The sequence below is a fragment of the Micromonospora sp. RHAY321 genome (genome assembly GCF_023896955.1).
In the GTDB taxonomy this organism is placed as follows: Bacteria; Actinomycetota; Actinomycetes; order Mycobacteriales; family Micromonosporaceae; genus Micromonospora.
Genome location: NZ_JAMHIW010000009.1, coordinates 51395 through 77920 on the forward strand (window position 1 = coordinate 51395; position 26526 = coordinate 77920).

The 26526-nt window shown below is 68.1% G+C and carries 22 protein-coding genes; 8 read left to right on the top strand and 14 right to left on the bottom strand.

Annotated elements, in window-relative coordinates:
• The first annotated feature begins 106 nt into the window (after positions 1-106).
• Entirely contained in the window at positions 107-2041 is a 1935-nt protein-coding gene (locus tag M8C17_RS19940) for a hypothetical protein (RefSeq protein WP_252418026.1), read from the top strand.
• 291 nt (positions 2042-2332) lie between these two features.
• Here the strand turns inward: M8C17_RS19940 and M8C17_RS19945 are convergent, their stop codons facing one another.
• Entirely contained in the window at positions 2333-4606 is a 2274-nt protein-coding gene (locus M8C17_RS19945; protein ID WP_252418027.1) for a DUF262 domain-containing protein, read from the bottom strand.
• A 243-nt stretch (positions 4607-4849) separates the two neighbouring features.
• Between M8C17_RS19945 and M8C17_RS19950 the strand changes: the two genes are divergently transcribed.
• The 4 genes from M8C17_RS19950 (at position 4850) to M8C17_RS19965 (ending at position 8439) form a co-directional block, all read left to right on the top strand.
• Positions 4850-5440 carry a hypothetical protein gene (locus tag M8C17_RS19950; protein WP_252418028.1) on the top strand — a complete coding sequence of 197 codons (591 nt, stop codon included), beginning with the start codon at positions 4850-4852 and terminating at the stop codon, positions 5438-5440.
• Positions 5441-5764 carry a hypothetical protein gene (locus M8C17_RS19955; RefSeq protein WP_252418029.1) on the top strand — a complete coding sequence of 108 codons (324 nt, stop codon included), beginning with the start codon at positions 5441-5443 and terminating at the stop codon, positions 5762-5764.
• A 214-nt stretch (positions 5765-5978) separates the two neighbouring features.
• The gene (locus tag M8C17_RS19960; RefSeq protein WP_252418030.1) at positions 5979-6335 is read left to right on the top strand and encodes a hypothetical protein; all 357 of its coding nucleotides are present in this window, start codon (positions 5979-5981) and stop codon (positions 6333-6335) included.
• Between the two features lie 733 nt (positions 6336-7068).
• Positions 7069-8439: a glycoside hydrolase family 6 protein gene (locus tag M8C17_RS19965; RefSeq protein WP_252418031.1), complete on the top strand. Its 1371-nt coding sequence runs from the start codon at positions 7069-7071 to the stop codon at positions 8437-8439.
• A 282-nt stretch (positions 8440-8721) separates the two neighbouring features.
• On the opposite strand, the gene M8C17_RS19970 is transcribed toward M8C17_RS19965, so the two are convergent.
• The 4 genes from M8C17_RS19970 to M8C17_RS19985 all read right to left on the bottom strand — a co-directional run bounded on the left by M8C17_RS19970 (position 8722) and on the right by M8C17_RS19985 (position 12922).
• A complete protein-coding gene (locus M8C17_RS19970) occupies positions 8722-9978 on the bottom strand; it encodes a PP2C family protein-serine/threonine phosphatase (RefSeq protein ID WP_252418032.1) in 1257 nt (418 codons plus the stop codon).
• The gene (locus tag M8C17_RS19975; protein WP_308209522.1) at positions 9975-10757 is read right to left on the bottom strand and encodes an alpha/beta hydrolase; all 783 of its coding nucleotides are present in this window, start codon (positions 10755-10757) and stop codon (positions 9975-9977) included. Before M8C17_RS19975 ends, M8C17_RS19970 begins: the two co-directional genes overlap by 4 nt.
• Positions 10758-10890: 133 nt before the next feature.
• Positions 10891-11901: a GNAT family N-acetyltransferase gene (locus tag M8C17_RS19980; RefSeq protein ID WP_252418034.1), complete on the bottom strand. Its 1011-nt coding sequence runs from the start codon at positions 11899-11901 to the stop codon at positions 10891-10893.
• A gap of 25 nt (positions 11902-11926) precedes the next feature.
• Complete coding sequence (locus M8C17_RS19985; protein ID WP_252418035.1) at positions 11927-12922, bottom strand: alcohol dehydrogenase catalytic domain-containing protein; 996 nt, start codon at positions 12920-12922, stop codon at positions 11927-11929.
• 124 nt (positions 12923-13046) lie between these two features.
• Between M8C17_RS19985 and M8C17_RS19990 the strand changes: the two genes are divergently transcribed.
• Positions 13047-13556: an Lrp/AsnC family transcriptional regulator gene (locus M8C17_RS19990; RefSeq protein WP_252418036.1), complete on the top strand. Its 510-nt coding sequence runs from the start codon at positions 13047-13049 to the stop codon at positions 13554-13556.
• Here M8C17_RS19990 and M8C17_RS19995 read toward each other — a convergent pair.
• The 5 genes from M8C17_RS19995 to M8C17_RS20015 all read right to left on the bottom strand — a co-directional run bounded on the left by M8C17_RS19995 (position 13546) and on the right by M8C17_RS20015 (position 21871).
• The gene (locus M8C17_RS19995) at positions 13546-14760 is read right to left on the bottom strand and encodes an MFS transporter (RefSeq protein WP_252418037.1); all 1215 of its coding nucleotides are present in this window, start codon (positions 14758-14760) and stop codon (positions 13546-13548) included. The genes M8C17_RS19990 and M8C17_RS19995 overlap by 11 nt on opposite strands.
• Positions 14761-14898: 138 nt before the next feature.
• Complete coding sequence (locus tag M8C17_RS20000; protein ID WP_252418038.1) at positions 14899-16158, bottom strand: glycoside hydrolase domain-containing protein; 1260 nt, start codon at positions 16156-16158, stop codon at positions 14899-14901.
• Between the two features lie 161 nt (positions 16159-16319).
• The gene (locus M8C17_RS20005; protein WP_252418039.1) at positions 16320-17774 is read right to left on the bottom strand and encodes an alkaline phosphatase PhoX; all 1455 of its coding nucleotides are present in this window, start codon (positions 17772-17774) and stop codon (positions 16320-16322) included.
• 233 nt (positions 17775-18007) lie between these two features.
• Entirely contained in the window at positions 18008-19663 is a 1656-nt protein-coding gene (locus M8C17_RS20010; protein WP_252418040.1) for a hypothetical protein, read from the bottom strand.
• Positions 19664-19834: 171 nt separating this feature from the next.
• The gene (locus M8C17_RS20015) at positions 19835-21871 is read right to left on the bottom strand and encodes a hypothetical protein (RefSeq protein ID WP_252418041.1); all 2037 of its coding nucleotides are present in this window, start codon (positions 21869-21871) and stop codon (positions 19835-19837) included.
• Between the two features lie 149 nt (positions 21872-22020).
• On the opposite strand from M8C17_RS20015, the gene M8C17_RS20020 reads away from it, so the two are divergent.
• On the top strand, positions 22021-22416 hold the full coding sequence (locus M8C17_RS20020) for a VOC family protein (RefSeq protein ID WP_252418042.1): 396 nt from the start codon (positions 22021-22023) through the stop codon (positions 22414-22416).
• Between the two features lie 3 nt (positions 22417-22419).
• Here the strand turns inward: M8C17_RS20020 and M8C17_RS20025 are convergent, their stop codons facing one another.
• The 4 genes from M8C17_RS20025 to M8C17_RS20040 form a co-directional block, all read right to left on the bottom strand.
• Complete coding sequence (locus M8C17_RS20025) at positions 22420-22875, bottom strand: DUF6069 family protein (protein WP_252418043.1); 456 nt, start codon at positions 22873-22875, stop codon at positions 22420-22422.
• Between the two features lie 78 nt (positions 22876-22953).
• Positions 22954-23952 carry an RNA polymerase subunit sigma-70 gene (locus tag M8C17_RS20030; protein WP_252418044.1) on the bottom strand — a complete coding sequence of 333 codons (999 nt, stop codon included), beginning with the start codon at positions 23950-23952 and terminating at the stop codon, positions 22954-22956.
• 157 nt (positions 23953-24109) lie between these two features.
• Positions 24110-24784, bottom strand: coding sequence for a cytidylate kinase family protein (locus tag M8C17_RS20035; RefSeq protein ID WP_252418045.1), 675 nt, complete (start codon positions 24782-24784; stop codon positions 24110-24112).
• Between the two features lie 15 nt (positions 24785-24799).
• Positions 24800-25369, bottom strand: a complete 570-nt coding sequence (locus M8C17_RS20040; protein WP_252418046.1) for a TetR/AcrR family transcriptional regulator — start codon at positions 25367-25369, stop codon at positions 24800-24802.
• A gap of 97 nt (positions 25370-25466) precedes the next feature.
• Here M8C17_RS20040 and M8C17_RS20045 point away from each other — a divergent pair, with 97 nt between their 5' ends.
• On the top strand, positions 25467-26429 hold the full coding sequence (locus tag M8C17_RS20045) for a zinc-binding dehydrogenase (RefSeq protein ID WP_252418047.1): 963 nt from the start codon (positions 25467-25469) through the stop codon (positions 26427-26429).
• Positions 26430-26526: the final 97 nt, after the last annotated feature.

Sequence of the window (26526 nt, forward strand, 5' to 3'; positions counted from 1 at the left end):
GGTTGGCAGGGTGTAGCGGCGTGACCGGGGACAGCGGCGCGTGCCCCGGCCGTCGACACACCGCTTTTCGAAGTTAGCCTTTTTGGCTGAGAGGGATTAGGTGACCGTGACCGCACTTGATAGTCCCCTCGCGATTCAGATATTCGGTGAAGTTCCAGGTATCCTTTCATATTTCTCGGACAATCGGCCAGTCCTTGATCTTCTGCAAAACCACGGGCTTGATCGCATAGGTCTTGAATCAATTGAATCTGATCTGAAAATTGCGCTTATGCGCCCCTCCTTCGTGCACGAGCAAGCCCTTGAGCTCCCAGGCATGACCAGTGGTTTACTGCAGGCCCTAGCCGCCCTCGGCCGAACCTTTGTTCGGCGGGAAGCCGCAGTTCATGCACTGCTGACCCTCAAAGTCAGTAACCAGGCTGACTTGCATAACCGCGTGAGTGAAATACTCAGCAGTATTCCGCAGCTCACTTCGAAAATGTCGTGGATTCGCAAATCCTCGTTAGTGGCAAGATCCGAAGATCGGGAAAGCTTCTCGCCTGCGGTCTGCGCCGAAATTTGCCATCAACTCTTGGGTTTTCTATGCGTTGCGGGACAGGCCCCCGCTGCTGCAAGCCTCGCTCGCTCTCTATTCGGGGCTAGCAGTACCATCGTCCCTGCGGAAGTCGTCGACGGGACTGTACTTGGTAAGCGGTCCCATAGAACCCCTCGAGAGCATCTGGATGTGGTAAGCCAGGTGGTGCGTCTATTCAAATTGCCTGAGCGTGCATCAATCTTGGTGTCGTCTGCGTTGACTCATAGGTCTTGGACGTACAGCATGAACCAAGCGTCTAGATCGGCTTCTCCAAATTCGAGTCCAGTGCTAGCTGCTTTTGGATCCGCCGTACTCTCCTACGAGTACGCGTTATCTGCTGTGACTCAGGCTTGTCGACAGCCTCCTGCCGTTTTCAGGTTTGAAGACCTAACACAGACCCACTTCGTGAAATCATTTGAACTTGCGAAGCTTGAGCCCGGAGTGCTGCTGTCGCCGAGCGAAGAGCGGCTTGGTATGCGAGAGAAGATGGCCGCCGAATTTTTTAAGGCGGTGGTTGGTGCTGTCTACTTGGCAAAGGATTGCCCAAATACGCTCGTTGCCGACTGGCCCGCCGAGTGGGCGATTATTTTAAGGCACATCGCACCCGGTGTTCTTCGGGCACTTAGTCCTATCGACGCGTTGACTAAGACGCTTAAGACGACCCAGATTGAGATCGAGGCATGGCGGGTTGAGGTCCGAGGTCCGAAGCATGCGGAGCAATTCCGGGCTTACTTGACGATTAATAGCCCCGCTCTCGGCAAGTCCTGCATAATTGACGGCCCGTTAACTTCCGGGCGTGACGTCATCGCTAAGAGTAGCGCAGCACAAATTGTGCTCGAGGCTCTGGTCGCCGACTACGAGGATTTTGCTGCCGGCGCCGCATCCCCCCTCGCTAGCTTCATCCACGACCACTTCCGCACACTAACAGAGGAATATGGGACCCGCCTCACCGATGATCGCAGCGCAGGCACCAGCGGTTCTGGTCGCCGTTGTTATCGATATGTTGCTGTAGAGGCTTACATCCCAGCCGGAGCGCGGTATCCTGAATCTGGCAGTCGCGTAATGGTTCGTCCAGAAGCAGGGTTAGTCAGCCGATACCTTGACTGGCTTGTTGGATCAGGTAGGCGTCTCGTTCCTCGTCACCGCATATCGGTGCCTGGCGCTAAGGGCTATCTCTTCACCGATATTTTTGACGCCCTTACCTTCGAGCTCGTGGAGGCAAAATCTTCTGCGCGTCGTGATCCCGTGCGGTTGGCTATAGGCCAATTGCTCGACTATGCGAGGTTTGTGAGTTACCGCAGGCTTGCTGTCCTGCTGCCATCCCGGCCTGAGGACGACTTATGTGACCTGTTAATCTCTCTCGGCATCTCCTGCATTTACGAGGCTGGGCCAGGCGATTTTTGCCGAATCGACGCCGATGCGGGTAGCAATGGCCCATATCCTTACGGTTCCGAGCCGCCTGCGCGCTGAATCGTATCGGACCGCTGCTGTGACGCCGGCGCTGCACTACGGGTTGCCGGGTCGGTGGAGATGAGGAATCCGGCGAACTTGCTGCGCAAAGCGATCCGGCACCTGGACCCACCCGCGCTGCGAAAACTGTCCGGGATCTTGGCGTCGTGAGCGGAGCCCGGATTTGAGTGAAGCTGGATGCGCGAGTTGGCACCAGAACCAGGTTGGAGCATCCATTGACCGTGCCGGTGGACGCTCCACCGCTCGCTTAGGACGAGGTAGTCCAGGTCATTGAGCGCAGGCGAGCTTGCCCTATCCCCAGTGCTCCTCCTGATACTTGATGAGGTCGTCGCCGTGAAGCTGTTTGGTCGCGTTGCCGACGCGCACCCAGAAATCCGACGCGTCGGCGCCGCCCTTGGCCGGTTTGGCGAAGATGGGCCGGCCGGACGCCGCAACGCTGACCTGGCAGATCATCTTTTCTTCGACCTGGGGGAACCGGATGCGCACGGTGGAGGCGGTAGAGGCGGACAGGTTGTGGTCGAGCAACTGCCGAAGGAACAGCTCGTAGCCGTCGGCGTTCTGCTTTGTGCCGAGCGTGGTGAAGTCGCTCTCGATGCCTAGCACATTGCCGTCGTCCTCGACGCCGATGAGCAGGACGCCGCCCTCGGCGTTGAGGAAGCCGCACACCGCTTTGACGAGGATCTGCCCGAGTTTCGGGTCGTGCTGCTGGGTGTGGACGTTCCATCGGCCGCTGGACTTGAACTCCGTTGTCTGCGACTCGCCCGCTGCGATCAGATCCTCCGCGGTCGTCGGCACGTACCTCTTGCGCTCGCCGGCGAGCGTGTTGAAGGCGTCCCGGACGACCCGTGCGATGAGTTGGCGGCGGCGCTCAAGGAAGGTTGGGTAGTCCAGTTGCTCCCAGCCAACCGGAAGCGCGTGCCAGCGGGACTGCCGGGCGAGGGTCTCCGGGTCGATCGTCTCCGCGATGCGGGGCAGATAGTCGCGCGGGGCGTCGGCGTTGGTGCGCTCGGTCGGTGGCCAGTCGACGTACGCCATGTTCGCAATCGCGTTGGTTTGTCGGGTGCCGGAGATGCCAAGGGATTCGAGGTGCCTGCGATGGAACAGCCGGTCGCGTTCGATGGAGCGGGGCGCGGCACCCGAGGGATCCAGTAGGTCCTTGACGCGCAGGTCGCTGAAGAGCACTTCGGCGTCGAGGATGTTGAGCGCGGCGAGGTAGGCGAAAAGCGCGGGGGAGCGGGACGAGGACGTGTCGAGCCGGTTCGGCAGTGAGATGTCCCAGTAGTCACCGGTGAAGTTCGCGGCGACGATGCGGTCCAGCTCGGCGACGAAGGCGGTGCCGTCACCGGCGGTAAGGCCCGCGATCCGACCGAGATCCGACTCGAGCTGAGACTCCGGCGAGCCGGTATAACGACCGGTGGTGTGCGCCATGAAGAACCACCGCCCGATGACCGGGCGTAGCGCTGGCACTTCGAGGCCGAAGTCGTGTCGGCCGATGAGCCAGAGCGTGTAGCTGAACAGCAGGGCGTTGTCTGACGTGATCATCTTTCGGCTGCGGAAGCCGGCGGTGGCCAGGCACTTGAGGAATTCGTGCCAGCTGGTCAGGTCGAGCGCCTTCTCCTGCGCTGCGGCCAGCCGCTCGAACTGTTGCTGACGGCGCTCCGCGCTGACCCGGCCAGTCTCGAGGTCCTTGCCGCGCAGGATGTTGTAGACGTGCTGCAGGCGGGCGCGCCGGAAAGCGACCGCAACGGCGACCCGCAACAGCTGGTCCGGACTCGGGTCCAGAAACGGGTTCCGGGGGCTTGGCCCGGTCACCGTGGGGTCGACGGCGGCGCGGCTGAAGTCCTCGAGTTGCCGTCGGCCCTTTTCCGCGTGGACGGACATGAGGGTGAGGATGAAGTCCGACTGGTTGAGCTGGACGCCCTCGGAGTTGATCCTGACGAAGATCTCGGCGACCTGTTCCTCGTCGGCGGCCGCCCCCAGCTCGACCACCTGGAACCGGAAGTCGCGTAGGTCGCGGACTCGGTCGATGCGCTCTTCCAGCTCATCCTTTGCGGCGTCCGGCATGTCCTCGGCGGTCACCTGGCTCAGCCGGTCGAAGAACTGGCGCACCGTGGTCTTGTAACCGCTCGACCACAACGCGGTGATGTCCGGGATGAAGTGTGCATCTCGCTCGATGGCCGCGTCGGCCACCTCGAAGGTCTGGTCATCGGGACGGAAGGCGATCCGGATGCGGCGCTGCTCGAAAGATTTGGTCAGTACCGGTCGACCGGTGAGCACGGCGAACAGAGAGGTCAGGCGCTGCTGACCGTCGACGATGAGCAACTGCGGCGACCGGCTGGCGGACTCCATGCCGATCTGGCGGGTGCCGACCTCCGCGCCCGTCTCCCAGAACATCAACGTGCCGATGGGGTAGCCGCGGTACATCGAGTCGAACAGGTCCCGCGTCTTGGCGGCTGACCAGACGAACGGGCGCTGGATATCCGGGAGGCCGATGCGCCCGACCTTGATGTCCTCGATCAGGTGATTCAGGGAATACCCGGTATCGCGATACAGAGTGGGCGGCACGGTCGGTGCTCCTTGGGCGGACTGTCTCAGGTGGACGTGAGGCACGTCGCGGTGGTCACTACTTCTACCACGCGTCATCCAGCATCGAGGTCCCTGAACCCTCCGAGGACCGATAACCGGGTACCCAACTGTCGCGGCACCGCCGCCGAGTTTCGTCGTCCGCCGCCACCCGTGAGTTCATCGCCCCTCGCAGGTTGGAGGTCCGATCTTGCTGGGCGTCGAATGGTGAGCCGGGCGCGCCGGGTGTTTCCGCACTCCGAACCCGCGGCGGCCGAGCAGAAGCGCGGAAGCCGCCGTCGCGACGACACCACCACCCTCCGCGCCAGGTCGGAGCAGATCGCGTCGGAGATCGCCGACGACTGGCCGGACGCCAGCCGGGCACTACGCAGCACCGAGCACCCCGATCGGCTGCTGTGGGCGCTGCGCGCGGCCACCGACCTGGCCGAGGGCCGGACCCACGATTCCCTCCGCGCATTCGTGCAGAGCCATGCCAACGACACGAAAGCCCGCGACGACGTACATCACCTGCTCGCCACTATGGGCTTCGACCACGAGACACTCATCGCACTCGGCGTGGCCCGCAACCCGTACATTTGGCTCGGCGGCCCGATCCTGCTGCACACGACCGACGGCTCCGTCCTCGACCTGTCGGCGTTCCCCGGGCCGTACGACATTCGGCTGAGCCCCCACATGCTGCCCCGAGTGACCGTCACTGGGCCGTGCGATGTCCTGCTGGTCGCGGAGAACCGGCAGGCGGCCGAAACGGTCTGTGACACCCGGGCGGACCTGCCGGCCGTCTGGTGCCACGGGCAGCTGCCCGACGCTGTCGTGTAGATGATCGTCCAGGCGGCGCAGCAGACCTCCGCGGTCGTCATTTGCGCCGACGCCGACCTCCGCGGCGTCCGCATCACCGCCCGCATCCGTCACAACCTGCCGCCGGACACCACCATCCACGTCGTGGACGTCGGCACCGTGCCGCACGACGAAGGCCGGCCCTTCAACGCTTACAACCACAGCCACCTGCAGCAGCTCGCACATCGCCCGGATCAGGTCGGCGCTTTTGCGCAACGCTGCCTGCACCGGGGCTACGCGATCGAGCAGGAAGCCACTGCACAGGTCGCCCTACAGGCTGTCGCAAGCGTCGGCCGGCTCGGATAGGCATCGACGTGCTCGTCTCCCGCCTCGCCGACCGACGTGAGTACATCCATCGCAATGAGCCCTTAGCCGCCGCCGAGGTCACCGAGCTACTCAACAGCGTCCTCGCCATCGAAGGCTTCGAGATCCCCCACCGCAGGGGTGACCAGTCATCCGTCCCTACAAGCAGCCAGAGGACCAAGAGCAACAGTCACCAGACGTCATGCTCCACGTGGCCATGGCAGACATCGTCCGCGACGCCGACCTCGCGATCGTCCTTGAAAGTCGGCTCAACGAGGCACGTATCTGCGACCGCAACGGTGCCTACGCCAGCGCGATCATCATGCTCGGCAGCCTTCTGGAAGGCGTTCTCCTCGACGCCGTCAAGGCCCGCACGCCCAACGCACAAAAGCCTCTCGACAAGTGGACCCTGCCCGAGCTGATCGAGACCGCCCACCATGAAAAGTGGATACAAGCCGACGTCCGCGGTTTCGCTGGAAAACTCCGCGAATACCGCAACCTCGCGCATCCCAACGCCCAGGTGAAGATCGGCCATGCTCCAGACCGCGATACTCTCAGCATGTGTTGGCCGTGATCAACGCAGCCCTTAACGACTTGGCGGCCACCGCAAGATGACACCGAGGCTGCTGCTGGCCGCTTGACGTACTCGACATGCCTCAAGAGATCCCGTGCGGCAGCGGGCCCCAGCCGTCGTCGGCCGGCTGACCAGCGCAGAGATCGAACGAGGGCGGTGAACCTCGTGCACCGAGCGCCGAAGAATCCGACCGCTACGGCTGCCGGCACGTCGACCGGCTGAAGCGCGCCAAAGGCAGAAATGCTTAGCGGCGGCTCGCCGACGCCTGATTGAGCGGTCATAGGGGATAGCTGCACATTCATCTTGGCCAGTCGATGACGGGGCGAGCCGCTGTGCAAGGCATGTGGCCCAATGTGTCCGAGCTACCATTCATGCTCACGCACAGTGATGTGGATTTTGGGGATTGAACCAATCCTGGCCATGCCGTAACCTATGAGCATGTGCACCCACAATGGTGCACAAATGATGCGTACAAGGGTTCGAATCCCCCCTCGGACACAAACAAATTCCTGACGGTGTGCGCTGAGATCGACTGCGGCGCGCACCGTTTGCGTTTCCGGCTGGTAGTTCAGTCGGAGGCCGAGTTGCCGGTAGACCCCGGCCTGTCGGCGGGATCCGCGTTCCGGAGCACGACCAGTCTTCACATCTTGGCAGCGACGTGCGCCTCCGCTACCGTCCATGGGAACGCTCCCATGAAGTTAGAAACATCTATGTGATCAGGAGGCAACACGTCGTGCCTAACCTCTCCTCGCTCCGCCGCAGATCGGCGGCCATCAGCGTGGCGGCCGTCGGGGCCGCCACCGCCGTCGGCGTCTGCCTCGCCGTCGGCACCGCCTCCGCTGGCACGCTGTCCGGATCGCTCTACCGCGACCCGAGCTCGGCCGTCGTCCGCTGGGTCGCCGCCAACCCCGGCGACTCGCGTACCGCTGTCATCCGCGACAAGATTGCGAGTCAGCCGCAGGCCCGCTGGTTCGCCAACTTCAACCCGTCGACCGTGCAGTCCGAGGTCTCCGAGTTCGTCGGCGCCGCCAACGCGGCGCAGCAGCTCCCGGTACTGGTGGTGTACGAGATCACCAACCGGGACTGCGGCGGGGCCAGCGCCGGTGGGGCCCCCGACCTCAACCAGTACCAGACGTGGGTGTCCAACTTCGCAAGGGGACTGGGCAACCAGACGGTCCTGATCATCCTGGAGACCGACTCGCTCGCCCTGCAGACATGCCTGAGCAGCGCCGAACTCAACGCACGCAACCAGGCGATCACGACGGCCACCCGGACCATCAAGTCGGCCAACCCCAACGCCAAGGTGTACCTCGACGGCGGTCACTCCAGCTGGAACAGCGCAGGTGAGACGGCCAACCGGCTCCGGGCGGCCGGCGTGCAGTACGCCGACGGCTTCTTCACCAACGTCTCGAACTTCAACTCCACCTCCGGCGAGGCGAACTTCGGCCGCTCGGTCATCTCCGCCCTCGCCGGCATGGGTATCGCGGGCAAGCGCCAGGTCATCGATACCAGCCGCAACGGGGGTGCCAGCGGGGACTGGTGCGGCGACGACAACACCGACCGGCGCATCGGGCAGTACCCGACGACCAACACTGGCGACGCCAACATCGACGCGTACCTCTGGGTGAAGCCGCCGGGGGAGGCGGACGGCTGCCGCTACACGGCCGGCTCGTTCCAGCCCGACCTGGCCTACAGCCTGGCCAACGGCGCGCCCAATCCGCCCACCGCCCCTCCGACCACGACCCCGCCGACGACCCCGCCGACGACCCCGCCGCCGACCACGGAGCCCCCCACCACCCCGCCGCCGACCGGTAACGGCTGCGTGGCGTCGGTGGCGGTCAACCAGTGGGCCGGCGGCTTCACCGCGAGCGTGACGGTCACCGCCGGCTCTGCGGACATCAACGGCTGGACCGTGACCATCACGCTGCCCGGCGGCGCCGCGGTCACCAGCGCCTGGAACGCCCAGGCCAGCGGCACCAGCGGAACCGTCCGGTTCACCAACGTGGGCTACAACGGACAGGTAGCCGCCCGGCAGTCGACCAACTTCGGCTTCCAGGGCACCGGCACCGGCCCGGGCGCGACGGCCACCTGCGCGGCCGGCTGACAGCACCCCGATGCCGCGGCCCGGCGCGGAGGACCACTCTCCGCGCCGGGCCCGTCCCCGTCCTGCGGGACGGGGTGATCGGTCCGTCGCCGGGCGTCGCGCTGATCGCGCGTTACCGCTCGAGACGGAACCCGTCCGGCGATACGGTCCACCGCCTGCGACCGCCTGTTGGGCGGCCGTCTGCTCTCCCCGCGCGCGAAGCAGGACACGCCGCTGATCCTGACGCAGCCGCGGCCGTCGGTGTCGTCGTTGCTGATCCGGTAGGAGGGGCGGCAGGGCTGGTCAGGGTCGGGCAGGGGCGCTGATGGCCATGACAGCGGTGTCGTCGGTGAGCCCGGCGCCGAAGGTACCGAGCAGGTCGGTGACGGCGGTGATGGCGTCGGCGGCGTTGGTGGGTGCGAGCTGGGCGGCGAACCGGGCGAGGGCGGCCGTTCCGTAACGGCCATCGGCGGTCTCGCTGCTGGCGGGACGGGCCTCGGTCAGTCCGTCGCTGTAGAGGAGCAAGGTGTCGCCGGGGTTCGCTACGACGGTGGTGTTGGTGTATTGGGAGGTCGAGAACGCCCCCACGATGCGGCCCTTCGTCTGTTGGTAGTGGACGGAGCCATCGGCCCGTAGCAGCAGCGGTTCGGGGTGCCCGCCGCTGGCGATGACCGCGGTGAACCCGCCCGTGGCCGGTGTGGGTGTGAGGATGCCGAACACGACCGTGCAGTAGCGGGCGTCCTCGCGGTATTCCTGCCAGAGCACCGTGTTGAGGCTGCGCAGCGCGGTGGCCGGGTCCGGGTTGTAGACGGCTGCGGCACGCAACGTGTAGCGGGCCAGGGCGGTGACGGCGGCCGCTTCGACGCCTTTGCCGCTGACGTCGCCGAGGAAGAATCCCCAGCGGTCGTCGTCGAGGGGGAACAGGTCATAGAAGTCGCCGCCGACTTCGTCGGTCGAGGCCATCCGGTAGTACGCGGCGCTGTCCAGTCCGGGCGGGGTTTGCAGCACGGCGGGGAGCAGGCTGCGTTGCAGTTTGCTGATGAGTTGCCGGAGCCGCTCGTCCTCGCGTTCGGCGGCTCTGCGGGCGTTGAGGAGTTCCTGTTCGTAGGCGCGGCGCATTCTGGCGTCGAAGATGGCCGTCCGGATGAGTGGGGGCTGGCCTTCGCTGCCGGCCTTGACGACAGAGGTGACGAGGACCGGCATGCGGGAGCCGTTCTTGGCGCGAAGTTCGAGGGAGACGCCGCCGATCTCGCCCTGCATGGCCAGCATCGGTGCGAAGTGGGTCTCGTGGTAGATACGGCCCCCGCCGGTGAGAAGGTCGCTGAAGCGGCGCCGGCCGACGAGTTCCTCGCGGCTGTAGCCCAGCCATGCCAGCAGGGTGCCGTTGATCTTCGCAATGGTGCCGTCCAGGAGAGTGGACAGGCTCCCGCAGGGCGCATTCTCGTACAGGTCTTCGAGGTTGTCTTCCAGCAGCGCAGGGAACCCCGCCGCGCTCGGTCGGGCGCTCCCGTCATCGCCTGGACCTTGGCCGCGAGGATCACGCCCGGCGATGGCGGTCATCGGTAGGCGGCCCTGATGAACGACGTGATCTCCGCGGCCGTGGCCTCCGGCGCGCTCAACTGCGGGCAGTGCCCGGTCGCGTCCAGGGTCACCAGCCGACTTCCGGCGATCTGCGCGTGCACGAACGCGCCGACTTCAGGCGGCGCGATGGCGTCCTGGGCACATTGCAGGATCAGGGTGGGCACGCTCACCGCGGCGAGGTCGGCGCGGTTGTCGGACAGGAACGTGGCGCGGGCGAACACCTGCGCCATAGCGGGGTCCGTCCGACAGAAGCTCGCCGTCAGCTCTTCACCCAGCTCCGGCCGTTCCGGATTGCCCATGATCAGGGGTGCCATGTTCGACGACCAGCCGAGGTAGTTGCTGTCGAGTGACTCGAGCAACTCGTCGATGTCATCGCGGGTGAAACCGCCTCGGTAGTTCCCGTCATCGATGTAGCACGGTGAGGGGGTGACCAGGACCAGCGCGGAGAAACGATCCGGTTCGCGGTTCGCGGCGAGCACGCCGATGCTCGAACTGACCGAGTGCCCGACGAAGACCGGCTGCCGAAGGTCCAGGTCATCGCAGATGGCCAGCACGTCATCGGCGTAGCCGTCGAGGGAGGCGTACCGGTCGGCGTCCCACGCCGCCGGATCAGCCTTGCCTGATCCGACGTGATCGAACAACACCACCTGGGCCCATTGTCCGATTTCGGCAGCCACGTGGCGCCACATGTGCTGATCGCACCCGAAGCCGTGCGCGAGCACAACGGTGGGACCGTCCTCACGGCCGGCCAACACCACGTTGTTGCGGTTCCGTACACGCATTCACCTATCCTCCACCACCCGCACCTCGGGACCAACTGCTGCTCACCTGCGCGAACGTCGCCGCGGACCCGCGGTGCCTGCGTCACCGACGCCAGGTGTGGGCATCCGCTCATGCCGCCGACACGGCACGGCTCGTTCGGGGGCGGTCGTCGTCCCATGCGGCCGCGCTGATACGCCAGCCGGCGTCGGTGCGCACGAACTGCATCGACTTCATGCCGCCGCCGGTGTGGGGGGCGCCGTTCACGCGGCCCTGCTTGGAGTACCTCCCGAACCACTGGGCGATGTCGCCGAACACGTCCAGTCGGCCCGACCGGGCTTCTTCGTGGAAGTCGGTGAGCGTGCCGTCGGTGAGCATGGCTCGCCGCGGCTCGATGAACGCGTCGATGTCGTACACCGCAGGGTTCATCCCGCACGTTCGGACGATGATGGCGCCGGGCAGCATCGCGTCGCGCAGTGCCGCCATGCGTTCGTCGACTCCGGAACCGGAGGTGAAGGCGTCGAAGTAGCAGCGGATGAGGGCGTGGATCTCCTCCTGGTCCCCGCTGGTCCTTGCAGGCGTTCGCCAGTCGTCTTCGGTCAACGCGAAAACGAGCTGAGTGGCCCAGCCGCCCTTGAACCAGATGTTGTCGACCAGCCGCGCTTCCTGGACGAAGCCCAGGCGTCGCAGGAGACGGGCCGAGGGCTCGTTCTCGTCGACGCACACCGCGGTGATGCGGTGTAGGCCCAGATCCTCGAAGCCCAGGCGCAGCATCTCGGCGGCGGCTTCGGCGGCGTACCCCCTGCCCTGATGGGCACGCCCGAAGGCGAAGCCGAGCTCCCCCTGCTTGTGCTCGGCGCTGGCCCACTTCAGGAGGACCTCTCCGATCACGGTCCTCGTCTCGCGCAACTCCACGGCGAGCACCAGCCATTGGCCCGGTTCGGTGAGGGTCGCCTGGTCCAGCTTCGCGGTGAGCGCAGCGTTCGTCGCCTCCCGGTCGCGGAGGGGCCACGGAAGGAATCGCACGACCTCGGGATCGCCGTGGAACTCGAGCAGGTCGTCGAGGTCGTCAGCGCGGTGCGGCCGCAGCGCCAGCCGCGGCGTCAGGATCGGGTAGTCGGGTCGAAAGGCTTCGTGCATCATGCGACTCCTCTGGTCGTCCTCGTGGTCAGGGCCGGATCGCGATCTTGACTGCCTGGCGTGTGTCCATGGCTTGGTAGGCGGTGGCGACGGCATCGAGGGGGATCTCGGCCGAGAAGACCGGTGACGGGTCCAGCCGCTCGGCGAGGACGTCGGCAAGGAGGGGCTCCATGTAACGGCGGGCAGGGGCGACCCCCGCCCTCAGGCCGATGTTGTCGCGGAACAGCCGGTAGAGGTCGACACGGTCCACACCGTTCGGCACGCCGACGGACCCGATCGTGCCACCGGACCGGACGAGGTCGATCGCGAGGTCGAGGGCGGACTGGGTTCCTGCGCATTCGGCAACACCCGGCACGCCACCCTCGGTCGCCTCCCGGATGAGGCCGACGGTCGCGGGGTCGTCCGCGGAGAGAACGTCAGTCGCCCCCATGCGTGTGGCGAGAGCGCTCCGGTCGCGGTGACGGCCGACGAGGATGACCCGTGCTGCTCCCGCACGGCGTGCGGCGAGCGTCGCGCAGAGCCCGACGGCACCGTCGCCCACGACGACGGCGGTCGCACCAGGCTGGACTCCGGCCAGCGCGATGGCGTGGGCGCCGGTCGCCATCACGTCGGTCAGCGGTAGCAGCCGGCGCAACAGCTCCGCGTCCGCATCCGCACGCACCGGGACGAGCGTCGCGTCGGCGAACGGCACGCGGACCGCCTCGGCCTGCCCCCCGCCGTTGCCGCCACCCCAGAAGCCGCCGGCAGGGCAGGAGGTGAACCAGCCGTCGCGGCAAGCGGGGCAGGTGCCGTCCGCGAAGGCGAACGGGGCCAGGACGAGATCTCCCGGCCGGACACGAGCGACGTCGGCGCCGACCTCCTCGACGACCCCGACCCACTCGTGCCCCATGCGATCGCCAGGCGTGAACGACTCCTGCCCCCGGTACGGCCACAGATCGGAACCGCACACGGCCGCCAGGGACACCCTCACCACAGCGTCACCACGATGCTCGATCGCCGGGTCGGGGACGTCGATGACGTCCACCCAGCCAGCCGCGTGCAGCACCGTTGCTTTCATGGTGGATGACAGTAGGCTGCAGCAGGCCCTCCGCCCATGCCACTTCGACGGCATCAGCGGGCACCGACCGTCGATAAGGAGTTGATCCCTCATGACAGGCGACAAATCGTCATCGTGGGATGCGGCGGACCTCGCGATCATCCGCGAGCTCTCCCGTGACGGCCGGATCAGCGTCGCCGAGCTGGGCCGCCGTGTGTCGCTGAGCCGCCCCGCAGTCGCTGAGCGGATGCGCCGCCTCGAGGACTTCGGCGTCATCAAGGGCTACGGGGTCCACCTCGACCTCGCCCGGCTCGGGCTGGGCCTGCGCGCCCATGTGTCCCTGCGTCCCCGGCACCGTTCCGTCCGCAATGCCCAGGGCGTGCGGGAGCAGCTGCTCACCATCGGGCACGTGCTCTCCTGCGTCCATGTCACCGGGCACAACTGCTACGAGCTGACCATCGCCGTGCGGGACGCGGAGCACCTGGAGCAGGTCATCGAGCGCCTCACGGAACTGGGCGACACCACCACCAGTGTCGTCCTCTCCGAACCCGTACACCCACGTGACGTCGACATCGCCGCATGGATCCCCGAGAGACGGCCGAGCCAGGCTGCTATCGAATAGCTTGAGCGCGTTCGGCTGTTCCGGACGCCTCCGCCGCCTGCCCGCCGGTGCGGCCGCGGCGCGCGTCCACGACGAGCAGCGTGAGGGCGGCCAGCGTCAGCAGCCCGCCGACGAGTGCCAGCGGGCGTGCCCCCGAGGTGGACAGGAGGGCGCCGCCGAGCAGCGATCCGCCGGCGATGCCGGCGTTGAAGGCGGTGCTGACGCCGGCCGACGCGATGTCGGTGCTGCCCGGGGCCAGTTGCAGCATCCGGCTCTGCACGGCGGAGCCGAACGCCGCGTAAGCGAGACCGATCCCGGCGAGGAGTGCGACCGCGCCGGGCCGGAGCGCGCCGAGCGCGTACAGGCCGAACAGCGACGCCGTGCCGATGCTCAGCGGCGTCAGCAGGGAAGCGATCGGCCGGGTGTCCAGGGTCCGGGCCGCGGCCAGGGTGCCGACGACGCCGGCCGCACCGGAGACGAACAGCAGCGGCGCCAGCACCGCGTCGGCGAAGCCGCTGACGTCGAGCAGGAACGGCGTGACGTAGGTCTGCAGGGTCATGAAGCCGCCGATGCCGAGGGCGGTCGCGATCAGCAACAGGGCGAAGCGCCGCCCGTCCGGTGCGGTGCCCCGGGCGGCGCCGCCAGCGGCCGGGGGATAGGAGGGAAGCAGGACGAGCACCGCGGCGGCGATCGCCAGACCGACCCCGGCCAGCACCGCGAACGCCGCGCGCCAACCGGCCTGTTGCCCGAGCCAGGTGCCGAGGGGTACGCCGAGCACCGGGGCCAGCGTCGCCCCGGTCGCGAACAGCGCTATCGCCCGGCCGCGCACCGCGACCGGGAAGGGCCCGGCCACGGTCGCCGTGGCGATGGACCAGAACAGCGCCTGGGCGAGGGCGGTCACGATGCGGGAGCCGGCCAGCACGGTGTACGTCGGCGCGAGCGCGGCCGTGGCGTTCGCGGCGGCGAACAGGAGCATCGTGGCGCCGAGCAGTTGACGGCGGGGGATCCGCTGGGTCAGCCGGGCCAGCGGCACGGAGGCCAGCACGACCACGACGGCGTACCCGCTGACCAGCAGACCGACCTGCGTACGGGACCGGTCGAGGTCGGGTGCGATGTGGGTCAGCAGGCCGACGGGCAGCAGCTCGGTCGTGATGAACGCGAACGCGGCGAGGGAGAGCGCGACGAGCACGGCCCTGGCCCTTCGCGGCGACACCTCCGGCGCCATGGCCACCCCCTCTGATGGTCACCGTATAGAGGGCGCCCGACCACGACTCGACCCGGGTGTCCGCACCGCTGTAGCGACGGCGACTGTCAGCGGTCCGTAGGACCTCCGCTTTGTGACATCGGGCTTGGCGTCACCGGTTCAGACCCGGGTGATCCGCACCGCGTCGGCGACCACGATCCCGGTTCCGCTGGTCCAGCGGCTCACGCCGACCTTGTTTCCCGTGCCGGCGGCCAGGGTGAACACGCCGATGGAGACCCACCGACCGCCGTTGGCCCGCTGGTCGACGGACACGGACCTGTTCCCTGTGGTGGTCGCTACCAGGTACGGCGTCTGGTTGTTGTAGCCGGCGTCGGCTGGGTACCAGACCGAGATCTCGTAGTTTCCGGTCGCCGGGATGGTCGACCGGTACCAGGCGACGTCGCTGGAGGACAGCGGATTGGCGAATCGGTAGTCGGTGCCGAACCGTTGGCCGGAGTAGGCCGACGTGCCCCATTCGGTGCTCGCCGTGAATCCGCCCGAGGTGCTGTTGTCGATGGTTGTGGTCCACTGCTGCGGCGGGGTCTGGGTAACGCTCACGTCGAGGTAGTTGCGGTCGATGTTCATCGTCACGCCGCCCCACGTCTCGGTGACGTCGCCGGCGTACTGGTGCAGGCGCTGGTGGTTCGCGTAGTAGGCATCGGCGCAGTAACTTCCGGCGTCGGTGTCGGCCACCCCGTTCCACCAGGCGATCCAGATCTGGTCGAGCCGGGTGTAGGTCGGGTTGCCGTACGCGTCGCAGACGTCCTTGATGCCGGACGAGCCGCTGGAGTACATGCCGGCGAGGTAGCCGCGTACGTGCAGTTGCTCGACCCAGCCGGACAGGAACGACAGGACGGCGGCCCGGCACGACGCGTTCGACGGGTACTGCTCGATGTCGTTGTAGATGGTGCTGGCGCTGCCGATGCCCAGTGCCTGGGCGGCATTCGCGGCGCTGTTCGCCGCGGAGGCGCCCTGTGACCGGGCGGTGGTGGGATCGGCGGACATCTTCGGCGTGCGGGTGCCGCACGGTGCCTGGTACCCCAGTTCGATGGGGATCAGCCGCCATCCGTTGCCCGTCTGGTTGGCCACCCAGGTCGCGGTCAGGTTGGGCTGGGCGCAGGAGCGGCTGGCACCGCTGATGTAGATGCCGATCGCCCCGTAGGGCGAACTGGCCCGCCACGCGTTCATCGCATTCTGTGAGGGCGCGGCGCAGGTGTCGAATCCCCGGCCGGTGAAGGTGCCGGGTTGCGGGCCGGTGGCCAGGGGCGCCACTGCGGTCGATGCCTGTGGTTGTGCGGCGGCGACAGCGGTCGACGTGGCCGGTGCCACCAGTCCTGCGGCAACGGTGAGACCGGCCAGCCATCCAGCAATGATCCTCATCGTCGCCTCCGCATGAAAGAATTCTTGCTACCGAGTAGGCGCTGCGAAGATTCTTACCATGAATCGATGAGTAGCGATAGCTGGCCGGGTCGTCCCGGGGCGCGCGGACGCCGCTGGGGGCCAGGCGGATCGCCTGGCCCCCACCGGTCGGTCTGGCGCTGTCAGCCGAGGTACTTCTCCCACGGGCCGGTGATGGCCAGGGTGAGGCCCGGGTCCTGCATGTTGACGAAGAGCACCTTGCCGTCGCCGGTGAAGGTCGGCCCGCAGAACTCCGAGTCGTTGAGCTGGTTGCGGGCGATCGCGTACGTCGGGCCGCCCGGAACCGTGCTCAGCACGTGGGAGGCGCCCGACCCGTCCTCGGCCAGCACGAGGCTGCCCCACGGGGTGACGGTCACGTTGTCCGGGCCGTCGAAGGTGAGGTCGTTGTACTTGACCGGCGTCCCCTCCTCCGAGGCGGTCTGGTGCGGGAAGTACGTCACGAGCTGGATGGTCTGGGCCTTGTAGTTGTAGAACCAGACCATGCCGTCGTGCGGAGCCGCGTCCGCCGGCAGGTCACCCTCGTCCCAGGCGTAGGAGTTGACCACGTACACGCCCTCGTCGGTGCCCCACACGCCCTCGAACTTGCGCCCGCGGGTGACCTGGCCATCGGTGAACTGCTCGCGTACGGGCTTGTTCCGCGCGTCGCGGTCCGGCACCTCGATCCACCGTACGGGGAAGGGGCGGTTCAGCTGGGCGGAGGTCAGGTAGGCGACGTCCGGCAGCACCGAGCCGTCGTCCATGATGATCTGCATCGCGGCGAGGACGCCGGCGTTCGGGGCGAGGCGGGTGAGCACGCCGGGACCCAGCTTGACGCCGCGCGGCGCCGTCCAGCGGTAGAAGAGACCGTTGGGCTCGTCGGCGTCCTCGGACAGGTAGATGCTGGTGCGGTCCTTGTCGACCGCCAGGGCCTCGTGCGAGTAGCGGCCCAGGCACTTGATCGGCCTCGGGTCGGCGCTACCGTCGGCCCACACCTCGAAGACGTACCCGTGATCCTTCTGGTAGACGCCGGACCGGCCGTCCTCTTCCCACTCGTCGCCGGCCCGGTCCTCGGTCTCCTCGCAGGTGAGCCAGGTCCCCCAGGGGGTCGGCCCGCCGGCGCAGTTGGAGATGGTGCCGGAGAGAGCGACGAACTCACCCAGGTTGCGGCCCGCACGGTCCGTTTTGATCACGGTGCAGCCGCCGGCGTCGACTGCGCCCGCGTCGTAGACCGTTCCCTTGACGTGCGGTACGCCGAACTCGGCGCCCGGGTCGATCTCGTGGTTCTGGATCAGGTGGTAACGGCCGTGGCCGGCGTCGTAGACGGCCATGCCGTCGTGGTCGGCCGGGGTCACGCCCTGGCCGCGGTCGAGCCGGGTCACGCCGGTCCGGGTCACCACCGTGTAGCGGAAGCCCTTCGGCAGGGCCAGGATGCCGTCGGGGTCGTCCACGAGCGGCGGGAAGGGCACGTTGCCGGCCGTGAGCGGCGGGTGGGGCCGGCCCGGGCTGGCCTGAGCGAGGGACGGCAGGCCGCCGGCGACGGCAAGGCCCACGCCGGCAGCGGCGCCGCCAGCGAGGAAGGTACGACGAGAGGAAGGCACGTGGATCAGCTCCTGGTCACGACAAAGTGCGGCGACTGACAGCCAACTCCTGCGGACGGACACCGACACATCACCTGAGGGATCGCCGGGTGACATCGGAGTGAAGAATCAGGGCCACTCAGGCGCACCGCCGAGCCGGCGGCGTACGACCTGCGACGACACGGCGGAGCGCGACGGTGCCCGCCCTGTATGTGACCAGGACGGGCACCGTCGCCGCTACCGAGGCGGGTCGCTCAGGTGCTCGCGCCCCGAACCGTGACAGCGTGGCTGGTGTAGGCGTACGCGTAGGTGGCATCGCCGTCGAAGCGGACGTGGTACGTGTACTGGCCGGCCACCGGGGGCTTGTCGGTGATGGTGAACGAGCCGTCGGCCGCGAGCGGCACCAGCGGCAGGTCGGCCCCGACGGAACCATTCTTGTTGGTGTAGACCCGGTACACCACGATCGACCCGGGGGCCGGCGTGGGGACGTTGCCGGCGGTACTCATCCGACCCGTGAGCGTGAGCGGCTTCGTGGCGGTGCCGGTCGTCGGGCCGGTCACGACCAGCGAGGTCGGGTGCTGGGCCACGTCGACCCTGGTCGTGGTCTGTGACCAGCGGAAGGCGGGGCTGCCGTCCCAGGTGGCGGTGTAGCTGACGCTGCCGCCGACCGGTGAGGCGTCGGTGACGGTGAAGGTGCCGTCCTCGGCGGTGGTCACGCCGGGCAGGGTGGCGGTGGTGCCGTTGGGCAGCGTGCGGGTGATCTCGATCGGCTGTGCGCCCGGCGCGGAGTCGTCGGGGAAGGCGAGCCGACCGGTCATGGTGAACGGGTCCAGCGCGGTCGCCGCGGTGGTGGCCGACAGGCTCAGCGTGGACGTCGGCAGGAGGGCGCCCTCCACGCGCCACAGGTAGTACCGGTTGTACGGCCAGTCGTTGAGCAGCGCGTAGAGGTCATCGCCCAGCACGGAGAGACTGCCGGTGACCAGGTCGCCCTTGTAGGTCATCTGGGCCTGCGTGGTCTTCGCCCCGGTGGCGGCGTTGTACACCTCGGCGTAGGGGCCGTAGTTCGCGCCGTAGAAGGCGGTGGCGACGTTGGCGCCGTTCGGGCTGAGTGCGACCGCGCCCGGTGCGCCCGGCTGGTCGGCCCTCGATCCGTAGCTGCGGACCTTGGTCAGGGTCGTGGTGTCCCAGACATCGAAGCCGGAGGTGGCGAAGACCGAGATGGCCTGGGTGCCGTCGGGCGTGATGGTGAGGTCGGTCAGGTTCGACAGGTCGTTGTCGGCGCCGTCGATGACGCCCCGCAGCGTCGCCGGGATCGTGCTGACGTCGTACACCCGAGGACTGGCGGGGTTGATCCCCGCCTCGGCGGTGAAGACCGTGTCGCCGGCGCCGGCGACCAGGGGTGCGCCGTACATGCGGGTGGCGACCTGGACGGGCGTGGGCGCCGCCAGGGACAGGTCGAGGCCGAGGACGCCGCCGACAAAGTCGTTCTTGATGCCGTAGCCGACCCAGAGCTGGTCACCGTCGAGGGACAGGTTCGCCGGGGACCGGTACCCGGCCAGGCTGATCCGTCGGACGACGGCGAGGGTGGCCGCGTCGATCTCGGCGATCTCGTTCGAGCCGGACAGCGCGGCGTAGACCCGGTTGCCGTCGGGCGTGACGGCCAGGCCGGTCGGGCTGGCCAGGCCGGTGATGCTGCCGGTGAGCGTGCCGTGGGAGTCGGCGACCACGATGCGGTCGTTCGCGGAGACGAAGACCCGGCCGCCGGCCGCGGCCGTGTCGACGACGCCGGTAACGCCCTGGATCAGGGTGGCGGTGTCCCTGGCGGCGGCGGGTGCGGTGGTGGCGACGAGGCCGACTGCGGCGGCCATCGTCGATGCCAGGACTGAGCCGATCACTGTGCGGAATCGCACGTGCGGTCCCCTTTCGGTGGTAACCCCGTTGGGCCGCGGCGGCCGGCGGAGCCGGTGCCGGGCCTGCGACAAGATCGTCGCGTCATGGGTTAGGCGGCCGTCCGGCCGGCAGCGTTACACAGTGGACGAAGTTCCAGGATCGTGCGGGGCGATTCGGGGATGATTGCCGTCTCAGGGGCAGGGCACTCCCGCGCAGACGTCGATGATCTTGCCGGTGAGCAGGAATGTCGCCTTCTGCTCCTGCGCTCCAGGCTGGGCGCGCGGGAACTCGTGCGAATCCTCGCCGTACTCCGGGCCGACCGGGGCGAGGTTCGTCGTCGGCGGTGCGTAGGTCGCCCCGCTGTTCCAGATCACGATCGCCGAGCCGGTGTACGGATACGCCCGGATCGGTGTGATACCCCAGTACGGCTTCACGTCGAGTGACCAGCCGTCGGCGAGGGCAGGGGTGTGCAGGCGGGCACCGATGGTGCGGGCCTGCACCTCGGCCGCGGCGGGGGAGACCTGGTGGTCGCCGAAGGCCACGTGCATCAGCACCTGATGCGCCGGGGTGCCCGGCAGCGGATTGCCGGTCATGTGCTGGGCGTACCCGTTGGCCTCGGATCGGTCCCAGAGCATCTGCAGCAGTGCGAAGATCAACTGCTGGTCGACCTCGTCCGGGTAGTACCCGTCCATGACCGATTGGAAGGGGGCGAAGTCCACGCTGCGCTGCAGCAGCGTGGAGTAGTTCATCGCCGGCACGCCGAGCACCGACCGAGTCCAGTCCTGCGCGATGGCGGTGAGCGCCCCGCCGTTGATGCCACCCTGGCTGTTGCCGTCGTAGTGCAGCCCGCCGGCCACGTCGATCAGCGGTTGCCCGACGGCATCCTGGAACGCCGGGTCGGCGGCGAACCCGTCCGGGTGGATCATCGCCCGGCCCAGGAAGAGGAAGTTCAGGAAGCTCTGTTGCAGCCGGTCGGCCACCGCGGGAAAGGCGCTGAGGTCGGAGAAGGCGCCAGCCACGTACGGGACGTCGGCGGCGGCCATGCCGATCCAACTGGTCGCGCAGAAGGTGAAGTCGTACGTGGCCGACATGGTCTTGACGTTGCCGGCGTTGATCTCGGTCGGCCTGCCCAGCAGGCCGTGGCCGTAGAGCGACAGGTGTGCCGGATCGGCGGCGGTGGCGCTGCGCGGGATGTTGCAGACGAAGTCCGCCCGCAGCGTCGCGCCGGACGGCGTGGGCAGCGAGTCCGCCGCCGGTGCTGTCCCGTCGCCGTCGGCCGGCCCGTAGTGCAGTCGCGAACCGGGTTCGCCGCTGCCGACCAGATAGGACGGTACGCCGATGCTGCCGGTCACCTGCCGGGCGATCCGCGCATCCTGCTGGGGCGGGTAGTCGGTCACCTGGGTGACGGTGAACGACGGTGCCGCCTCGCCCAGGGTTGCGAAGGCGCCGTCACGGATCGCCAGCATGCGCCCGGTCAGACCCTGCCGGCTGGCCACGGTGAAGTCCCAGGCCAGGTGGAGGCTGTGCCGCTTGACGCCGACCCTGCTCAGGTCGGCGAGGATCCGCTTGATCTGCGGAGTGCGGCGGTCCCGGGGGCTGAGGCCGGCGCCGGTGACGTACTTCCGGAACGCGGTCGGCGCCGGGATCAGCTCCCTGCTGCGGTCGCGCATGCCACGCAGGCCCACGACGTACCGGGTGCCCTCGGCCAGCGCCACCGCCGGCCGGATGATGAGCAGCTGCCGGTCGGGCTGGCCGGCGGCGTGCGCGTCCAGCTCCGCCCAGTACGGTGTGCGTTCGCCGGTGACCGTGTTGAGCAGCACGATCGGCGCGTCCGGAGCCAGCGAGCGGCCGATGTCGGTGACCGGGGCGATCCCCGTGGCCGCTGCGTCCAGCCCGGGCACGCGCACCAGGATCGGCGAGCCGGGGCTGAACCCGTCCTGTCGGTTCCATTCCGTCGGGTCGATCGGGGTGCCGTGCACGTTGGTGGGCATCGAGGACGCCGCGAGTCGTACCCGCTTGCCGGTGCGGCTGGCTGGATCCGGCACGGTGAAGTAGTCGTTCGGGAACGGCAACAGGCAGGCGGTCGGGTCGATCGGGTCGCAGGCACCGTGCGTGGCCGGGCGCATCGGCACCGCGGGCGGCGCGGCGGGGGCGGCCGTGCCGAGCAGTACGGCACCGGTGGTCACCAGCGCGGACACGGCAAGACGGAGCCGTACGGGGGTGGTCACACGCATCTCCTTTGACGGTGGACGGAGTGGACGGACCCACGGGCCGAGGGTGATGGGAGGAGCCGGAGCTGAGGGTGGGCGTGCTGTTCTTCCTACGCCGCACGGGGGGATCGCGGCAAGGGCGAGGGCACTGTCCCGCGTACGCTGCCGTGGTGCAGATCGACTTGGTTGCCCTGATCGTCGACGAGTACGACCCCGCGATCGCGTTCTTCACCGACGTCCTCGGCTTCGACCTCGTCGAGGACTCCCCATCGCTGACCAATGACGGTCGACCCAAGCGGTGGGTCGTCGTGCGGCCGCCGGGCGCCCAGACGGGGATCCTGCTCGCCCGCGCCGACGGAGACCACCAACGCGCCGCAGTTGGTAACCAGGTGGCCGGCCGGGTCGGGTTCTTCCTCCGCGTCGACGACTTCGACGCGGCTTACCGGCGGATGGCCGAAGCCGGTGTCACCTTCGTCCGGGAACCTCGGACCGAGTCCTACGGCCGGGTCGCGGTCTTCCTCGACATCGCCGGCAACCGGTGGGACCTGCTCGGGGCCAGCTGACCGTCAGTCGGTCCGGGTGCGGAGGCACCGGGTCAGGGCGGGGATCATCACCGTCGCGGCGACGAGATGTAGCCCGAGGAGGGCGGTGGTGGTCGCGGTGTCCGCCCCGGAGATGAGGGGCGGGACCAATGAGATCGCAGTCAGCGACACTGCCGTCCACATGAACCGGTCGGCGGGGCGAGCGCTCCAACGACGAAGAGCGACGGCAACGATGATGCCCACGACCGCGAAGAAGCCGGTCACCACGGCGATCCCGGCCAACGGGATCGTCTCGCCACCATCGGGGACCTCGAAGTCGACGCCAACGGCCCGGGCAAGCGCAGCGGCGAGGGTGGTGGTCACCATCGCTGCGGGCGTGGCGATGAGGCCGGTGCCGGCGAGCCCGCGAAGTCGGTGGGTGTGGCTGGTCTGGCCCGATGCCGGGCCTGCGACGACGCCGGTGTCATTCGTGTTGCTCATGTCGACCTCGCGTCGCGCCACTCCGCCGGGACCACCGCGAGACGCGCGCCACCGCGCAGCGCGAGCGTCCGCACCGGACTACTCTGCGCCGTCCGCCGGCAGGCGCTCCGGCAGCCCGAGCCGCGGGAACTGGTCGTCGTGGAACGTGACGATCTCGGTGATCGCCCCGCCGGTGACGCGCAGGACGTCGATCGTCAGCGGCAGGTACGCGGCCTCCCGCTCCTGCCACAGGTAGAAGGCGACGGCGGGCTGCCGGTTCACCGAGGTGGGGACCGTTCGCAGACCCTTCATGCCATCGAATCCATCCTCGATCCAGCTGTTCACCACCGCGTCGCGGCCGACGTACAGGCCCGGCGTGGGCGGCATCGAGGAGCGGACGTCGTCCCGCAGCATGGCAGCGAGCACGTCGATGTCCGTGGCCACACTGGCGTCGGTGAAGCGGCGCACCAGCTCGCGCGTCCCGGCGTCCTCCTCGCCGCCGGTCCAGTCCTGCCGCTCGGCGGGCAGGTGCTCCCGCATGCCGGCACGAGCGCGCTGCAGCGCGCTGTTCACCGAGTTCACGGAGTCTCCGAGGAGCTCCGCGACGTCCTTCGCCGGCCAGCCGAGCACATCCCGCAGGATCAGCACGGCTCGCGGGCGCGGCGCGAGGTGCTGGACCGCGACCAGGTACGCCAACTCGATCGTCTCCCGCGCGACGGCGACCGTCTCCGGCTCGTCCGCGTCGCCCGCGGGCAGCTCGTCGAGCAGCCGGTCCGGGTAGGGCTGCAACCACGGCACCTCGCCGCCGGTCGCGGGCTGTGGGCGGCGCCTGGCGAGCAGGTCCAGGCAGGCGTTGGTGGCGATCCGGTACAGCCAGGCCCGGAACGTCGACCGCCCCTCGAAGGTCTCCCGACGCCGCCAGGCACGGAGGAACGTCTCCTGCACGGTGTCCTCGGCGTCCTCGAACGACCCGAGCATCCGGTAGCAGTGCACGTGCAGCTCCCGCCGGTGCCGCTGCGCCAGCACCGAGAACGCCGGCTCGTCGACCTCGCCCAGACCGCTCACGCCCAGCTCCTCCAGCCGTGTGTCCGCACTCATCACGTCATCCTTCCGTCTCATGGTGTCCCGACGTAGGTGTGACGGCTGCGGGCACGACAACTCATCACCACGGTTGCCTGGTCAGGATTTTTCGAGCGCCAGGCGGTGGGCAAGATCCACCTGCGGGACCCGTCCGGCGCTGCCGGATCGAATGCGATCACTTTGTTCGGATCTCCCAGACCGGCTCCTGGGGCTCGTCATTGTGCACGATGATGTCGACGTGATCGGTCGGGCGGACCGTAGCGAAATAGAACTGCTGGGAGGGGATGTAACGCTCGCGCCAGCGCCGTTCGACTTCGGCCCGAGATGACACCCGGCGCTCTCGGATCACCGCACGGTCCACTGTCTTCTCGAGCGCGGTTGACACGAAGATGCGCAGATCCCACCTATCGATCAGCTCCGGGCGCATGAGGAAGACGCCGTCGAAGACCAGCACGGCGTTGGCGGTAGCAGTGGTGACCGGCGGGGACAGCACAGTGTCGGCTGTGCGGTCGTAGACCGCGTGTTGAAAGCTTCGATCTCCGCCTGGACCGAGCGGATCAAGCAGAACCCGGGTCAGCGAGTCGTGGTCGTGGGTGTCGAAGTAGCAGCCTTCGGCCGAGTACTCGCCGCGCGGATAGCGCTGTGCCCGGGGGAAGAGGAAATCGTCGATCGTCGCGCGGATGACGTCGCGACCCTGGTCGCGCAAGATTACGGCCAGCTCGTCGGCGAGGGTGGTCTTACCGGCGGCCGGCGGTCCGTCGATGGCGACCCGCGTCGGGTGTGCGACGGTGATGGACCCAACTGCCTCAGCCAGGCGGCCGAGCACGTCGTTGCGGGTGCCGTGGTCCATGTCCTGTCCCCTCGATCAAGCACGAAACGCCCGGATCGTGAGTGCGGCGAAGCGGCGGGAGGCAGCAACCCGAGCGTTTGTCGATGTGCTGTGCAGGCCGCTGTTCGCCATCAGCATGAGGATGAGATCGTCCAGAACGAAGTCGGGCCGCAGCGCACCGGTGTCCTTGGCGCGGCGCGCGAGCTCGGCGAGCGAGTTGAGCGCGCGCTCGCGTCCTGCGGCAAGATCCAGGGCGCGGGGAAAGGCCGAGGTGAACGCGGTGATGAAGCCCCGGTTCCGTGCTTGCAGCTCACAGAGCTTCTCGATCACGTGGCAGAAGCCCTGCCACGGATCTGGGTCGGCGAGCCCTTCCTCGACGATGGCGTGGCACGCGTACATCTGTTCGGTGAAGGCCTCAGCGGCCAGCGCCTGCTTAGTGGGGAAGTGGCGGTACAGGGTGGCGGGGCCGACCTCGGCGCGCCGGGCTATCTCGCGCATCGGTACGTCCATGCCTTCGGTGGCGAATACCGCCCGAGCCGCGTCGAGGATGCGCTCGCGATTGTCGAGGGCGTCCGATCGCAGCTTCTGAGGCAGACGGTTGACCACTCTCTCATATTAGCTAAACGGACGCCGGCGTCCGTTAGCGTTCCCAGGCAGGCAGGGCCGCCACGGCGGCTTCGGTCCAGCTCACGGAGGAACAACTGTGAAGGCAGTCGCGATTGAGAGGTTCGGGGCTCCCGAGGGGCTCGCCGTCGTCGACGCCCCCCGCCCGACGCCGACTCGGGGACAGGTGTTGGTCGCTACTGAGGCGATCGGCGTCGGAGGCGCTGACGTCTTGATCCGAACTGGTGCTCTCGCCGCCTACGGCTTCCGGGAGGGGCATATCCCAGGCGGCGAGGTCGCGGGAACGGTGACGGCGGTGGGCGGCGGCGTCGACCCGGCATGGGTCGGGCGGCGTGTGTGGGCGTTCGCCGGTACGGGTGGCGGCTACGCCGAGCAGGCAATTGCGCCGATCGCGGAGGTCGTACCCCTCCCGGCGGGGCTCTCCGCTGTCGACGCCGTAACGCTCGGAAGCTCCGGGGTCGTGGCCCACTTCGGTCTCTCCCAAGCCCACTTCTCTCCGGGCGAGGCCGTGCTGGTGCGCGGCGCGGCCGGCAGCGTCGGGATCATGGCGGTCCAGCTCGCGAACCGCGGTGGTGCCAGCGCGGTGGCAGTCACCACATCCTCTCCTGGACGTGGCCGTCGACTGCGCGACCTCGGTGCGACCCACCTCCTGGACCGCTCCGGAGCGGGAGGGCCGGACGATCCCGCGGGCTACGACGTCATCATCGACGTCGTAGCCGGTCAGGAGATGCCTTCGTTCTTCGACAGGCTCAACCCCAACGGTCGACTCGTGGTCGTGGGCGCAGTCGGGGGCCAGCCGCCGGCAGACTTCGGCACGAGGTTGATGGCCGCATTCCAGAAGTCGATGTCTTTCGCCACCTTCAGCGCTGCCACGATTGCGGAGCCCACTCGAAATGCCGTCAGGATGGAGCAGTTCGCCGCCGCGGATCGCGGCGACCTCCAGACGGTGGTGCACGAGGTGCTGCCGCTGGAGCACGCCGTACTGGCGCACCAGAAGATGGACGCCGGCGAGGTTTTCGGCAGGATCGTCCTGACCCCGTAGTCACCTGACCACGCGCTCCATGACCTTCACCCGGCACACCTCTGCGCCCCGGGACGGCGTCGGGGCTGCGAGCAACCTAGCGGCTCGGCGATCCGGC

Excerpts from the sequence above, each read along its gene's own strand:
- M8C17_RS19970 (WP_252418032.1), bottom strand. The coding sequence starts at position 9,978 with ATGACCGCCATCGCCGGGCGTGATCCTCGCGGCCAAGGTCCAGGCGAT.
- M8C17_RS20035 (WP_252418045.1), bottom strand. The coding sequence starts at position 24,784 with ATGGACCACGGCACCCGCAACGACGTGCTCGGCCGCCTGGCTGAGGCA.
- M8C17_RS19990 (WP_252418036.1), top strand. The coding sequence starts at position 13,047 with ATGACAGGCGACAAATCGTCATCGTGGGATGCGGCGGACCTCGCGATC.
- M8C17_RS20025 (WP_252418043.1), bottom strand. The coding sequence starts at position 22,875 with ATGAGCAACACGAATGACACCGGCGTCGTCGCAGGCCCGGCATCGGGC.
- M8C17_RS20000 (WP_252418038.1), bottom strand. The coding sequence starts at position 16,158 with ATGAGGATCATTGCTGGATGGCTGGCCGGTCTCACCGTTGCCGCAGGA.
- M8C17_RS19995 (WP_252418037.1), bottom strand. The coding sequence starts at position 14,760 with ATGGCGCCGGAGGTGTCGCCGCGAAGGGCCAGGGCCGTGCTCGTCGCG.
- M8C17_RS20030 (WP_252418044.1), bottom strand. The coding sequence starts at position 23,952 with ATGAGTGCGGACACACGGCTGGAGGAGCTGGGCGTGAGCGGTCTGGGC.
- M8C17_RS19955 (WP_252418029.1), top strand. The coding sequence starts at position 5,441 with ATGATCGTCCAGGCGGCGCAGCAGACCTCCGCGGTCGTCATTTGCGCC.
- M8C17_RS19980 (WP_252418034.1), bottom strand. The coding sequence starts at position 11,901 with ATGATGCACGAAGCCTTTCGACCCGACTACCCGATCCTGACGCCGCGG.
- M8C17_RS19960 (WP_252418030.1), top strand. The coding sequence starts at position 5,979 with ATGGCAGACATCGTCCGCGACGCCGACCTCGCGATCGTCCTTGAAAGT.